Source organism: Streptomyces subrutilus (assembly GCF_008704535.1).
Lineage (GTDB): Bacteria > Actinomycetota > Actinomycetes > Streptomycetales > Streptomycetaceae > Streptomyces > Streptomyces subrutilus.
On record NZ_CP023701.1, the window covers coordinates 1,131,724 to 1,145,206 of the forward strand.

The following is a 13,483-nucleotide window of genomic DNA, read 5'->3' on the forward strand; positions in this document are numbered from 1 at the left end:
TCGGCTATGAACACCTCTGTCGGCAACACCGCCCGCCTGCTCGGGGCCGGTCTGCGCGCGCTCCTCGTCCTGACCGTCCTGTGCGGCGTCCTCTACCCGCTGGCCGTCACCGGCATCGCCCAGGCCGCCTTCCCCGGCCGGGCCAACGGCTCCGAGATCGAGGACGCGAGCGGCCGGGTCGTCGGCTCCTCCCTCATCGGCCAGAGCTACCACCTGCCCAAGCAGAACCCCGACGACCCGGACGAGGCCCCCCGCCCCGACCTGAAGTGGTTCCAGCCGCGCCCCTCGGCCGGCCTCGGCTCCAACACCGTCAACCAGCAGTACGCGCTGATCCTCTCCGGCGCCACCAACAAGGCCGCGGACAACCCCGACCTCGTCACCATGGTCACCGAGGCGAAGGCCGCCGTCGTCGCCGACAACACCACGGCCTCCTACCGGGTCGACCCGTCCGAGGTACCGGCCGACGCCGTCACCTCCTCCGCGTCCGGCCTGGACCCGGACATCTCCCCCGCCTACGCCCGGCTCCAGGCGCACCGCGTCGCCGAGCGCAACGGCCTCGACGTCGCGCAGGTCGAGAAGCTCGTCGCCGAGCACACCAGCGGCCGCGTCCTCGGCTTCATGGGCGAACCGCGTGTCAACGTCCTGGAGCTCAACACCGCGCTCGGCGCGCTGACCAAGGGCTGAGCGCCCCCGTCGCACGGCCGGAGGACCCCGGTGGGGCGCGCGGACCGGACGCCCCGACGGGCGCCCGGTCCGCGCGCCCGGCGGACGGCCGTACCCCCCGACGCACCCGATGACCGAACCGAGCGGAACGAGAAGCCGGCACCCATGAGACGCGGAAAGCTCCGGATCCACCTCGGCTCGGCGCCGGGCGTCGGGAAGACGTACGCGATGCTCGCCGAGGCCCACCGCAGGGTCGAGCGCGGCACCGACTGCGTCGTCGGCTTCGTCGAGCACCACCACCGGCCGCGCACCGAAGTGATGCTGCACGGCCTGGACGTCGTCGCACGGCGCGAACTCGCGCACCGCGAGAGCGTGTTCACGGAGATGGACGTGGACGCGGTGCTCGCGCGCCGGCCGGCCGTCGCCCTCGTCGACGAGCTCGCGCACACCAACGTCCCCGGCTCGCGCAACACCAAGCGCTGGCAGGACGTGGAGGAGCTGCTGCGGGCCGGCATCGACGTGGTCACCACCCTGAACATCCAGCACCTGGAGTCGCTCGGCGACGTGGTCGAGTCGATCACCGGCGTCCGCCAGCGCGAGACGGTGCCGGACGAGGTGGTGCGCCGGGCCGACCAGATCGAGCTGGTCGACATGGACCCGCAGGCCCTGCGCCGCCGGATGGCCCACGGCAACATCTACCGGCCGGACAAGGTCGACGCCGCCCTCTCCAACCACTTCCGCCCCGGCAACCTCACCGCGCTGCGCGAACTCGCCCTGCTCTGGGTGGCCGACCACGTCGACGAGTACCTCCGGCAGTACCGCGGCGAGCACGACATCCGCTCGACCTGGCAGGCCCGCGAGCGCATCGTCGTCGGGCTGACCGGCGGCCCGGAGGGTCACACCCTCATCCGGCGGGCCGCGCGCCTCGCCGAGAAGGGGGCCGGCGGCGAGGTCCTCGCCGTCTACGTCTCGGCCGGCGACGGCCTGTCCGCCGCCTCCCCCAAGGAGCTCGCCGTCCAGCGGACCCTGGTCGAGGGCCTCGGCGGCACGTTCCACCACGTCATCGGCGAGGACGTCCCGCACGCGCTGCTGGAGTTCGCCCGCGGCGTCAACGCGACCCAGATCGTCCTCGGCGTCAGCCGGCGCAGGCCCTGGCAGTACGTCCTCGGCCGCGGGGTCAGCGCCACCGTGGCCGTCGAGTCGGGCCCGGACATCGACGTGCACCTGGTCACCCACGACGCCGTCGCCAAGGGCCGCGGCCTGCCGGTGGCCCGCGGTGCCCGGCTCGGCCGGTCCCGCGTCACCTGGGGATGGCTGACCGGGACCGCCGGACCGGCCGCGCTCGCGCTCCTGCTCCACGAGGCCGGCCCCGAGCTCGGCCTGGCCAACGACATGCTGCTCTTCCTCACCTTCACCGTCGCCGCCGCGCTGCTGGGCGGCCTGCTGCCCGCGCTCGCGTCGGCCGCGTTCGGGTCCCTGCTGCTGAACTACTTCTTCACTCCGCCGCTGTACCGGCTCACCGTGTCCGACCCCCGCAACATCGTCGCCATCTCGATCTTCGTCGGCGTGGCCGTCTCGGTGGCCTCCGTCGTCGACCTGGCCGCCCGCCGCACCCACCAGGCGGCCCGGCTGCGCGCCGAGTCCGAGATACTCTCCTTCCTCGCCGGCAGCGTCCTGCGCGGCGAAAGCTCCCTGGACGCCCTGCTGGAGCGGCTGCGGGAGACTTTCGCCATGCGGTCCGTGGCCCTGTTGGAGCGGGCCGGCGAGACCGAGCCCTGGACCACGGCCGCCGCCGTGGGCGCCCACCCGGCCGGCCGGCCCGAGGACGCGGACGTCGACCTGCCGGTCGGCGAACACCTGGCCCTCGCGCTGACCGGCCGGGTGCTGCCCGCCGAGGACCGCCGGGTGCTCGGTGCCTTCGGCGCCCAGGCCGCCGTCGTCCTGGACCGGCAGCGCCTGGTCGACGAGGCAGGCAGGGCCCGCGAACTCGCCGAGGGCAACCGCATCCGCACCGCCCTGCTGGCCGCCGTCAGCCACGACCTGCGCACCCCGCTCGCCGGCATCAAGGCCTCCGTCACCTCCCTGCGCTCCGCGGACGTGGAGTGGTCCGAGGACGACCGCGCCGCACTGCTGGCGGGCGTCGAGGAGGGCGCCGACCGCCTCGCCGCGCTGATCGGCAACCTCCTCGACATGTCCCGACTGAACACCGGGGCCGTCGTCCCGCTGATCCGCGAGACCGACCTCGACGAGGTGGTCCCGATGGCGCTGCGCGGCGTACCGGAGGACAGCGTCGAGCTCGACATCCCCGAGACCCTGCCGATGGTCGCGGTGGACCGCGGACTGCTGGAGCGGGTGGTGGCCAACGTGGTCGAGAACGCCGTCAAGCACAGCCCCGGCGGGGAGCCGGTGCTGGTGTCCGCCAGCTCCCTGCTCGGCCGGGTCGAGCTGCGGGTCGTCGACCGCGGGCCCGGTGTGCCCGAGGAGGCCAAGGAGCGCATCTTCGAACCCTTCCAGCGGCACGGCGACGCCCCGCGCGGAGCCGGGGTCGGCCTCGGGCTCGCCGTGGCCCGCGGCTTCACCGAGGCCATCGGGGGCACCCTGACCACCGAGGACACCCCGGGCGGCGGCCTGACCATGGTCCTCAGCCTGCCCACCGCGCGGCCCGCGTCCCCGGTCCGCCCGGGACCGTCGCGTTGAGCCGCCTCGGGCGGAGCCGGGCCCCCCGCCCTCCCGCACCCGCCCGGCGCGGCGCACCGGGCCGGTCCACCCCGTAGATTCGGAGCCATGGTGCACGTACTCGGCAGCAGGGTCCTGCTGCATCCCACGGATCCGGAACGCTCCCGCGCCTTCTACGGCGGCGCCCTGGGCCTCGCCGTCTACCGCGAGTTCGGGACCGGCCCGGAACGGGGAACGGTCTACTTCCTCGGCGGCGGTTTCCTGGAGGTCTCCGGCCGCTCCGACACCCCGCCCGTGCCCGGCCTCCAGCTCTGGCTCCAGGTCGACGACGTGCGGGCGGCGCACGCCGAGCTGCTCGGGGCGGGGGTGCGGGTGCTGCGGCCGCCCGTGAAGGAGCCCTGGGGGCTGATCGAGATGTGGCTCGCGGATCCGGACGGCGTGCGGATCGCCGTGGTCGAGGTGCCGTCGGACCACCCGCTGCGCTACCGCCCCTGACGGTCCGCGCGACGGGCCGGCCACCCGGCCGGCCCGTCGGCGCTACGGCAGGTGGAAGGGGACCGTGGTGATGACGATCTTGGGCAGGGGGCGCAGGGAGCGGCGCAGGCGCGACGCGGTCCGGCTGTGCAGCAGTTGGTGTCTGCGGCGGCGGGTGACGATCTCCGGCAGGATCACGGTGAGGGTGAGCTCCGGGTGCCGGTGGTGCAGCGCCTCCAGGTAGTGGACCAGGGGCGCGACGACCGCCCGGTACGGGGAGACGATGACCTCCATCGGGAGGTGGTCGCCCCACAGGGTCCAGTAGTCGCGGAAGCGCCGGCCCTCGTGGTCGGACAGGCTGATGTGGAGCACGAGCACGGGCTGCTGGAGCGAGGCGGCGTAGGCGAGGGTGCGCATGCTCGCGAGGTCGAGGGTGGCCAGTGCGACGACGGACAGGTTCCGGACCTCTGCGGGCAGTTCCTCGTCCTCCCCGGTGCCGGGCGCCCCGCCCCCCTGCGCGGCCCGCCGTCCGACGGCCCCTCCTGCGACGGCCTGTCCGAGGGCCGGGGCCGGGGCCGGGGCCGGGCCCGCGTGGGGCGGCGGCGCCGCGGCGGCGCGGGCGGGCAGTTCCAGGGCCTGCGCGTGCAGGCGCAGGGCCGCGCGGGCCGACGCGTAGTGGCGTCGGATGCGGGTGGTGACGTAGAGGAAGACGCCCACGGCGACGATCGCCACCCAGGCCCCTTCGGTGAACTTGGTGATGCCCGCCGTGAGGAAGACGAGCGCGGACAGCAGGGCGCCGACGGCGTTGAACAGCATGCTCTTGCGCCAGTGCCGGTCGCGCCGCCGCCACCAGTGGACGACCATGCCGGTCTGCGACAGGGTGAAGGCGAGGAAGACGCCGACCGCGTACAGCGGGATCAGCGCGCCGGTCCGGCCGTCGAAGGCGACGAAGACCAGGGCGGCCGCGACGGAGAGCAGCAGGACGCCGTTGCTGTACGCGAGCCGGTCGCCCAGCCGCATGAAGACGCGGGGCGCGTAGTCGTCGCGTGCCAGGAGGGACAGGACGCGGGGGAAGTCGTTGTACGCCGTGTTCGCCGCCAGCAGCAGTACGGCGGCCGTGGCCGCCTGGACGAAGACGTACATCGCTCCCGAGCCGAAGCCGAGGTGCGCGAGCTGGGAGAGCACGGTCTCGCGCGCGTCCGGCACCACTCCGGTGAGCTGGATGAGGGCCACGATGCCGGCGAACATGGCGATGAGCAGGCCCACCATCCAGGTCAGGGTGGTGCGCGCGTTGCGCCATTCGACCGGCTTGAAGGCGGGCACGGCGTTGGAGATCGCCTCGATGCCGGTCATCGCGGTGGCACCGGAGGAGAAGGCCCGCATGACCAGCAGCAGGCCGGCCGTCTCCGTCACGGGCAGCGGCGGGGTGGGGCGGGGCTCGAAGTCGTGGCCGGCGGCGGTCACCAGTCCGGCGACGACCAGCGCGAACACGGCGCCGATGAAGAGGTAGGTGGGGGCGGCGAAGAGGGCGCCCGCCTGCCGGATGCCGCGCAGGTTGCCGGCGAGGAGCAGGACGATCACGCCCACGCCGAGGGGGACGGTCGCGGCGGTCAGGGAGGGGACGGCCGAGGTGATGGCGGCCACCCCGGAGGCGATCGACACCGCGACGGTCAGGACGTAGTCCGTCATCAGTCCGGCCGCCGCGATCAGACCGGCCGACGGGCCGAGGTTGGCACCGGCGACGATGTACGAGCCGCCGCCGTGCGGGTAGGCGCGGATGGTCTGACGGTACGACAGGCCGACGGCCAGCATCAGGAACGCGATCGCCCCGGCGACGGGCAGCGCGTGGGCGAGCCCGGCCGTCCCGGCCAGCACCAGGACCGCGAGCATCGCCTCGGGGCCGTACGCGACCGACGAGAGCGCGTCGGCGGACAGCACCGGCAGCGCCACCAGCTTGCGCATGCGCTCGCTCGCCACCGCGGAGCTCTTGAGCGCTTCCCCCAGCAGCAGCCGGCGCGTCCGCGCCCCGGCCCGCCGCACCGGCCCCGACGGCCGCTCGCCGGTCGCGAACCGGCCCTCCCGTACCTCCCCGGCCTCCGCCGCCGTGTCCGACGCCGTGTCCGGCGGCGGTCCGACCACGGAGACCGTCACCAGCCGGCCGAAGCGGCCCGGCCGCACCTCGGCCGGGAGCGGGAACCGGCCCAGATCGGGATCGACCGGCAGGGCCCGCCGCCACGCCTCGGGCGGGGCCGACGACCGGCCCCACTCCCGGCCCACCCGCCTCAGCACACGCTGCTGTTCCTCGTCCAGACCCGGCAGCGAGGCAGCGGGACCCGGTGGACCCGCCGAATCCGGTTCACGGGTTCCCTGCGCATCCGTCACGCCGCACAGTGTTGCCGACGGCGCGTCACCGGATCGGCACCGACATGGGCGGGCGGTGCGGACGCACCCGCGCAGCGCACGGTTCGCCCCCGCGCACCCTCGCCCCCGCGCGTCCAGGGGAAGTCTTTGCCGTGGTGCCTCTGATGCAGAGCTAAAATGGGTTCGTGGCTTCCGTCGAGTTCCCCGACTCGCTCGCCGACGTGCTGGCAGGAGTGCAGCGCATGGTCCGGCGGCGGCTGCGGCACGGTACGCCGGCCCCGGCCCTGCGGGGCGCGCAGGTCGAACTGCTGCGGCTGGTCGTCTCCCGGCCCGGGATCAGGGTGTCGGAAGCGGCACGGGAGCTGTACCTCGCCGGGAACTCCGTCTCCACGCTGGTCCACCAACTGAGCCGCGCCGGGTTCCTGCGGCGCGAGACCGATGCCGCCGACCGCCGCTCCGTGCGGCTGCTGCCCACCACGGCGGCGGCCTCGCGCCTGGCGGACTGGGAGCAGCGCCGGTCCGCCCTGGTGCGCGAGCAGGTGGCGCGCCTGCCGGCCGACGAGCGGGCGGCCCTCGCCGCGGCCCTGCCGGCGCTGCGCAGACTGGCCCGGAACCTGCACGAGGACGTGGAGGGCGCATGAACCACAGGACCGCACCCGCGACCGGAGCGGCGCCCGCCGACAGGGCGGCCACCGAGGCCGTGCGCTGCCGCGGGCTGGACTACGCGTTCGGCGAGACCCGGGCCGTGGCCGGCCTCGACCTGTCCGTACGGGCCGGCGAGGTCTTCGGCCTCCTCGGCCCCAACGGCGCCGGGAAGACCACCGCGATCCGCTGTGTCACCACCCTTCTGCCCGTTTCCCCGGGCACGGTGTCGGTGTTCGGCCACGACGCGGCGAAGGAGAAGATGGCGGTGCGCCGCCTGCTGGGCTACGTACCGCAGCAGTTGTCCGCGGACGCCGGGATGACGGGCCGGGAGAACGTGGCGCTCTTCGCCCGCGTCTTCGACGTCGCGCGCCGCGAGCGCGCCGCGCGGGTCGCCCAGGCACTGGCCGCCGTCGACCTCACCGGCGCGGCCGACCGGATGGCCAAGACCTATTCGGGCGGCATGATCCGTCGGCTGGAGCTCGCGCAGGCGCTGGTCAGCGCGCCCCGGCTGCTGATGCTCGACGAGCCGACGATCGGTCTCGACCCCATCGCCCGCACCACCGTCTGGGACCGCATCACCACCGTGCGGCGGGCCACGGGCATGACGGTGCTGGTGACCACGCACTCCATGGAGGAGGCCGAGCAGTACTGCGACCGGGTGGGGCTGATGCACCGGGGCCGCATCCACGCGCTCGGCACCCCGGCCGCGTTGCGCGCGGAGCTGCGCGCCCGGCGGCGCACGGCCGCGGACGCGTCGGCGCGGGCGGACGTGCTGCCCACGCTGGAGGACGTCTTCCGCGAGGTCGCGGGCCGGGGGCTCGACGAGGAGGGAGGCGACTTCCACGATGTCAGGAACGCACGCCATACGGCGGCCCGGCTCGGCTGAGCCCGCGGGCGGCGGGCCCTTCGACCTGCTGCTCGTCCCGCCGAACCCGCGTATGGGCTGGCGGGTGCTGCCCGCCCGGGTCGTGGCCATGTGCGTGGTCGAACTGCAGAAGCTGCGCCACGACCGGACCGAGCTCTACACCCGCGCCGTCCAGCCGGCACTCTGGCTGCTGATCTTCGGCGAGACCTTCACCCGCATCAAGGCCATCCCGACCGGCGGCATCCCGTACATCGACTTCCTCGCGCCGGGCATCATCGCCCAGTCCGCGATGTTCATCGCGATCTTCTACGGCATCATGATCATCTGGGAGCGGGACGCCGGCATCCTGACCAAGCTCCTCGTGACCCCGACCCCCCGGTCCGCCCTGATCAGCGGCAAGGCGTTCGCCTCCGGGGTGAAGGCTCTGATCCAGGCCGCCGTGGTGATCGTCATCGCCACCGTCCTGGGCGTGGCCATGACCTGGAACCCGCTGAAGCTGCTCGGGGTCGCGGTCGCCGTCGTGCTCGGCTCGGCCTTCTTCTCCTGCCTGTCGATCACGATCGCGGGCATCGTGCTCACCCGGGACCGGCTCATGGGCATCGGCCAGGCCATCACGATGCCGCTCTTCTTCGCGTCGAACGCGCTGTACCCGGTGGCGATCATGCCCGGCTGGCTCCGGGCGATCAGCCTGGTCAACCCGCTCACCTACCAGGTGGACGCACTGCGCGGGCTGCTCCTCGGCACCCCTTCCCACCTGCTGCTCGACTACGGCGTCCTGGCCTTCGCCGCCGTCCTGGGCATCACGGCCGCCTCGTCCCTCCTGGGCCGGCTGGCCCGCTGACGGTCCCGGCCCGGGCGGGGCGCCGGGCCGGGCCGGGCCGGCCGGTCCGACCCGCGAGCCGGGTCAGAAGGCGTACCTGATCCGCAGCCACGGCGCGTGCGCGGCGACGAGCTCGCGCATCGTCTCGACCGCCCCGGCCTTCACGCCGCCGCGGTAGCGCACGTTCCAGCTGCCGTTCTCCGAGCGCTTGGGCTGTTGCAGGTCGGGGCGCCACAGGACGTCCTCCGCGCGCGGGTGCCAGCCGAGGTTCAGCTCGTGCAGGCCCTCGTTGTGCGTCAGCATGATGACCTCCGCGGCGGCCTGGGCCTTGACCGGGGCGGGCAGCACCTCGTCCATGTGCCGCAGCAGCAGCGACCAGTCCCGGGCCCAGCCCGGTCGCAGCACCACGGGCGAGAGGTTGAAGTGGACCTCGTACCCCGCCTCCAGGAAGTCCCCGGCGGCGGCGATCCGGCTCTCGACGGGGCTGGTGCGGATGTCCAGGAGCCGGGAGTCCTCCTGCGGCATGAGGGAGAACCGCACGCGGGTGCGGCCCCGGGGGTCGAGCAGCAGGAGGTCCGGGTTGACGAACTTCGTCGCGAAGGAGGCCTTGGCAGCGGGCCACCGGGCGAAGGCGCGCACCAGGTCGGCGACGTTGTCGCTGATCAGAGCGTCGACGGAGCAGTCGCTGTTCTCCCCGATGTCGTAGACCCACGCGGCCGGATCGCACTGGTTCGGCTCGGTCTTCGGGCCGAGGCGCGCGAGGTGCCGGGAGAGGTGGGCGATGGTGCGGTCGATGTTGGTGAAGACGGTGACGGGGTTGGCGTAGCCCTTGCGGCGCGGGACGTAGCAGTAGGCGCACGCCATGGCGCAGCCGTTGGCGGACCCGGGGGCGATCCAGTCCGCGGAGCGGCCGTTGGGCCGGGTGGTGAGCGTCTTCTTCTCCCCCAGGACCAGGACCTCGCTCTTGATCCTGACCCAGCGGTCCACGTTGCCCTCGTCGCCGTGGAGGTCCGCGATCCGCCAGTGCGAGTCCACGGGCACGACCTCGGCGTCGGGGAAGCGGGCCAGGACCTGCCGGCCGCGGGGGGAGGCCGCGGCCGCGGGCTCGGCGCGGATCTGCCGTACGGAGAGCATCCTGCGGGCGGCCGGGGAGTCGCGGAAGAGCGGTCGGGCGCCGGCCGGCGCGCGGGATTCCCGCCCGAGGTCGAGGTCGTCGAGGGCGAAGAGGGCGTCCACGTCCGCGTCGTCGGGGCGGGCACGGTCCGGGCGGGGGTCTTCGGGGCGGCGGTCTTCGGGGCGGCCCCTGCGCGGCTCGGCGCCCATCGTCTTCTCCTGCGGGATCTTCGCGGCCGCCCCCGTGGGGGTCGTGCGCGGCGGAACGGTCCGGGCCCCGTGCTCCCCGGGCCCTCCACTGTAGGCCGCCCGGTGCGCGGCCGCGGGCCGTCTCAGGGCGGTGCGTCGCCGGCCTCCCGGTGCGCCCGGACGACCTGCGCCGCGTCGGCGAGCCGGTCCAGCCCGCGCACGGCCTGCGCCGTGCGCGGGTTGCCCTCCCACCGGGCGCGGTGGCGGTGCAGGAAGGACCAGTAGCCGACGGTGTACGGGCAGGCCCGCTCGCCGGTGCGGTCCGCGGGCCGGTACCGGCAGCCCGCGCACAGGTCGCTCATCCGGTGGATGTAGGCCCCGCCGGAGGTGTAGGGCTTGGTGGTGATCAGTCCGCCGTCCGCGTACTGCGACATGCCGACCACGTTGGGCAGCATCACCCAGTCGTAGCCGTCCACGAAGCAGCGGTGGAACCAGTCCGTCACCGCCGCCGGGTCCCAGCCCCGCTGGAGGGCGTGGCTGCCGAGGACCATCAGCCGGGGGATGTGGTGCGTCCATCCCGTGTCGCGGACCTGCGCCAGGACGGTCGCCAGGCAGCGGGCCCGCGGGGCGTCCGCGTCCAGCTCCGCGAACCACTCGGGCACCGGGGCGGTGTGCCGCAGTGCGTTGCGGTGCCGGTACTCCTCGCCGAGGTGCCAGTACAGGTTCCACACGTACTCGCGCCAGCCGCAGACCTGCCGGACGAACCCCTCGGCGCTGTTGAGCGGGACGTCCCCGGCCCGCCAGGCGTCCTCCGCCCGTCTCACGCACTCCAGCGGATCGAGCAGTCCGAGGTTGAGGGAGGACGAGAGCAGGCTGTGGCTCATCACGGGGTCGGCGGCCAGCACGGCGTCCTCGTGTGCGCCGAAGCCCGCCAGGCGGTGGGTGACGAAGTGGTCGAGCGCGGCCAGGGCCTCGCGGCGGCTCGCGGGGAAGAGGCGCGGGCCGTCGCGGCCCACGAAGTCGATGCCCTCCTCGCGCTCCCAGCGGTCCAGGTCGCGCCGCACCTCCGCGTCGATCTCGTCCTCCCGGGGCCGGTAGGGCGGCGGGGCGCCCAGGGTGGTCCGGCCGCGGGGCGGGGGCTCGCGGTTGTCGCGGTCCAGGTTCCAGCGGCCGCCGGCGGGCCGGTCGCCCTCCATGAGGATGCCGTGGGTGCGCCGGGTGTGCTCGTACAGGTTCTCCTGGAGCAGCCGGCGTCCGGTCTGCCGGGCGGCCCATTCGGCGAACTCCCGGTGGCCGACGAGGAACCCGCGGGCCGGGTGGACCGTCACCTGCGGCAGCGAGGCCACCAGGGCGGCGGCGGCCCGGGAGGTGGGGTGGTGCACGGAGACGGGTGCGTCGCCCATGGCCCGCGCCAGTCCCTCCCGGTAGGTCTCCGCCGTGACGTACCGGGCGCGCTCCCCCAGTTCGGCCGCCCGGTGGCGCATGGCGCTGAGGACCAGATGGGCCTTGGCCCGGTGGAAGCGGCGGCGGCGGAAGACGGCCCGCGACTCGATCAGCAGCCACCGGGTGTTCCTCGGCGTTCCGCCGGCGGCGGTGGCGGTGAAGTGCGGGCCGAGCTGGTCACCGAACAGCCAGTGCACTGGACTCATGCCCGCATCCAACCAACCCGGTCCGCCGTCGTGCCGGCAGACGCGGCCGCGCCGCGGGTTCGAACGCCCGTCCCGTCGGCCCGGGCCGTCCCGTCGGCCGGTGCGGCGTACGGGGCCGGTCGCGCCGGGGGGGCGCTGCGACACCACTCGCCGCGCCCCCCGGCGCTCGCGCGCACCTCCGGCGCACCCCCTCGGGCCCGGAGGTCTGCCGGGACGCTCAGTCCCGGCCGTACGGGGGGAACCCGGTGCGGCCCCGCGCGCGGGGGCCGCACCGGGAGGCGGGTCAGACGCCCCAGCGCAGGGCGATGGTGTCGCCCACGTTGACGACCTTCTCGCGCAGCGCGCCCGCGAAGGAGGAGCCGTCGACGCTCACCTTCCAGGTGGTGGAACCGCTGTTGGCCTTGCCGTTGACGTTGGTGAGGGCGCCGCTGCCCGAGGCGGGGGTCACGCTCGTGACACAGCCCGAGGGAGTGGCGGCGCTCGTGGCGGCGGCCAGGACGTCGCCGAGGGTGGTGGTGGCGGCGGTCGGGGTGAAGGCCACCGAGCACACCTTCAGGTTGCCCGCGCCGTCGTCGACGCTCAGCGCCAGCTTGGTGGCGGTGCCGGCGGTGAAGGCGGACTGGGCGACCCACTGCGGGGCTCCGGGGGTGACCGGGACGGGCGGGGCCGTGGTGAAGCCGCCGCCCGCGACGGCGCGCAGCGCGTCGATGGAGGAGTAGGCGGAGGGGCTGGTGTCGGACGGCTGGTACTTGAAGCCGCCCGCCGGGTTGTACTGGTTGGCGATCAGGAAGTCGATCGGGGTCTTGCCGCCGGCGGTGAGGAAGTCGCCGGTCTGCGGGTTGAATCCGCAGGCGTTGAGTCCGGCCACGCCCCAGCCGTTGGAGCTGGTGTTGATCCCGTAGAGGGAGTTGAAGGCGCCGCTGCCGGAGACGAGCGTGCTCTTGAGGAAGTTCTTGGCCTGGACGACGTCGGTGTCGGTGTTGGGCACTCCGGAGACGCACAGGGCCGCCATCGCGGCGCCGGTCATGTCGACGTCGCTCGCGGAGTTCAGGACGGTGGGGTTGCCCTCGCCCTTCTGGTAGGTCCAGCCGCCGTCCACGTGCTGGTTGGCGCGGATGCGGGTGACCATCGCGTCGGTGAGCGCCTGGGGGATGCGCTGGTTGCCGCCCTGGGTCTTGGCCCCTCTCAGCGAAAGGGCCGCGAAGACCGTGCCGTTGAAGTTCGCGGACGGCCCGAAGTAGCCCGCCTCGGCCGTCTGCCAGAAGGAGTAGACGTGCGCGACGAGGTTCCGCGACGCCGAGACGCGGGCCGGGTCGATGCCCGCCGCGTACGCGTTCAGCGTGCCGCGCTCGTAGTCGGTGACGACGGGGGCGCCGGAGGGCCAGCCCGCCGTCGACAGCAGGTTGCGGTAGACGGCGCGGGCGTTCTTCGTGGTGTCGCCGCCGGGGTAGACGTCCACCACGGCGGTGCCGGCGGCGGCGAAGGTGCTGAACGCCCATTCGCCGGACAGGCCGGAGCCCGCGTACGAACCGTCGGCGGCCTGCAGCGACTTGAGGTAGGCGACGCCGTTCGTCTTGGACGTGGCGATCTGCGCGGGGCTGGAGGTCGCGGCGGCGGGCAGCACGGTGAGGGCGAGGGCGCCGAGCGCCGCCGGTACGGCGAGCGCGAGGCGGCGGGAGGTGCGGGGACGGGACATGGCCTGCTCCTGGAATCGGCGGACGCCGGCCGCCCTGCGCACGCCGCACGGGACCGTGCACGGCACGGTCGGGGCATGTCGGAGCGCCGCCGTCCGGAACGCGTGGTACGGCTTCCTGTGGTGCGTCGCCGTATGGGCATTCGGGCTCGGAACGGCCCCCGCCGTCCCACACCGCTGCGCGTCAGCTCCGGCTTCCCACCGGATTCCCCCATCTGGCAGCCCAGGACGCTACCCGAGTGATCACGGGACCGCCAGCCACCCGGACGGCCGATCCGCACGGGGTCCGGACGCCGGGCCCCGGCCAGGGCCCGGTGAGAGGCGGGCACCTTGAC

At 74.3% G+C, this 13,483-nt stretch carries 10 protein-coding genes and 1 riboswitch; of the genes, 6 read left to right on the plus strand and 4 right to left on the minus strand.

Annotation, left to right across the window (positions count from 1 at the left end; translation table 11 throughout):
- The first annotated feature begins 6 nt into the window (after nucleotides 1-6).
- The 3 genes from CP968_RS04825 to CP968_RS04835 all read left to right on the plus strand — a co-directional run bounded on the left by CP968_RS04825 (nucleotide 7) and on the right by CP968_RS04835 (nucleotide 3,834).
- Nucleotides 7-684: a potassium-transporting ATPase subunit C gene (locus tag CP968_RS04825; protein WP_150516798.1), complete on the plus strand. Its 678-nt coding sequence runs from the start codon at nucleotides 7-9 to the stop codon at nucleotides 682-684.
- Between the two features lie 144 nt (nucleotides 685-828).
- A complete protein-coding gene (locus tag CP968_RS04830; protein ID WP_150516799.1) occupies nucleotides 829-3,360 on the plus strand; it encodes a sensor histidine kinase in 2,532 nt (843 codons plus the stop codon).
- Nucleotides 3,361-3,447: 87 nt separating this feature from the next.
- On the plus strand, nucleotides 3,448-3,834 hold the full coding sequence (locus CP968_RS04835) for a VOC family protein (protein WP_150516800.1): 387 nt from the start codon (nucleotides 3,448-3,450) through the stop codon (nucleotides 3,832-3,834).
- A 42-nt stretch (nucleotides 3,835-3,876) separates the two neighbouring features.
- Here the strand turns inward: CP968_RS04835 and CP968_RS04840 are convergent, their stop codons facing one another.
- Complete coding sequence (locus CP968_RS04840; RefSeq protein WP_229886338.1) at nucleotides 3,877-5,775, minus strand: APC family permease; 1,899 nt, start codon at nucleotides 5,773-5,775, stop codon at nucleotides 3,877-3,879.
- 584 nt (nucleotides 5,776-6,359) lie between these two features.
- Here CP968_RS04840 and CP968_RS04845 point away from each other — a divergent pair.
- Genes CP968_RS04845 through CP968_RS04855 form a run of 3 tightly spaced genes read left to right on the plus strand, consistent with a single transcriptional unit; the run spans nucleotide 6,360 to nucleotide 8,525 of the window.
- Complete coding sequence (locus CP968_RS04845) at nucleotides 6,360-6,815, plus strand: MarR family winged helix-turn-helix transcriptional regulator (RefSeq protein WP_150516802.1); 456 nt, start codon at nucleotides 6,360-6,362, stop codon at nucleotides 6,813-6,815.
- The gene (locus CP968_RS04850) at nucleotides 6,812-7,705 is read left to right on the plus strand and encodes an ABC transporter ATP-binding protein (RefSeq protein WP_150516803.1); all 894 of its coding nucleotides are present in this window, start codon (nucleotides 6,812-6,814) and stop codon (nucleotides 7,703-7,705) included. Before CP968_RS04845 ends, CP968_RS04850 begins: the two co-directional genes overlap by 4 nt.
- On the plus strand, nucleotides 7,665-8,525 hold the full coding sequence (locus tag CP968_RS04855) for an ABC transporter permease (protein ID WP_150516804.1): 861 nt from the start codon (nucleotides 7,665-7,667) through the stop codon (nucleotides 8,523-8,525). Before CP968_RS04850 ends, CP968_RS04855 begins: the two co-directional genes overlap by 41 nt.
- A gap of 63 nt (nucleotides 8,526-8,588) precedes the next feature.
- Here the strand turns inward: CP968_RS04855 and CP968_RS04860 are convergent, their stop codons facing one another.
- The 3 genes from CP968_RS04860 to CP968_RS04870 all read right to left on the minus strand — a co-directional run bounded on the left by CP968_RS04860 (nucleotide 8,589) and on the right by CP968_RS04870 (nucleotide 13,151).
- The gene (locus CP968_RS04860) at nucleotides 8,589-9,827 is read right to left on the minus strand and encodes a spore photoproduct lyase family protein (RefSeq protein WP_150516805.1); all 1,239 of its coding nucleotides are present in this window, start codon (nucleotides 9,825-9,827) and stop codon (nucleotides 8,589-8,591) included.
- Nucleotides 9,828-9,949: 122 nt separating this feature from the next.
- Nucleotides 9,950-11,455 (minus strand): cryptochrome/photolyase family protein, encoded by a 1,506-nt coding sequence (locus tag CP968_RS04865; RefSeq protein WP_150516806.1) that lies wholly within the window; start codon nucleotides 11,453-11,455, stop codon nucleotides 9,950-9,952.
- 283 nt (nucleotides 11,456-11,738) lie between these two features.
- Nucleotides 11,739-13,151 (minus strand): prenyltransferase/squalene oxidase repeat-containing protein, encoded by a 1,413-nt coding sequence (locus CP968_RS04870; RefSeq protein ID WP_150516807.1) that lies wholly within the window; start codon nucleotides 13,149-13,151, stop codon nucleotides 11,739-11,741.
- Between the two features lie 134 nt (nucleotides 13,152-13,285).
- Nucleotides 13,286-13,360: riboswitch (cobalamin riboswitch) on the minus strand.
- Between the last annotated feature and the right edge of the window lie 123 nt (nucleotides 13,361-13,483).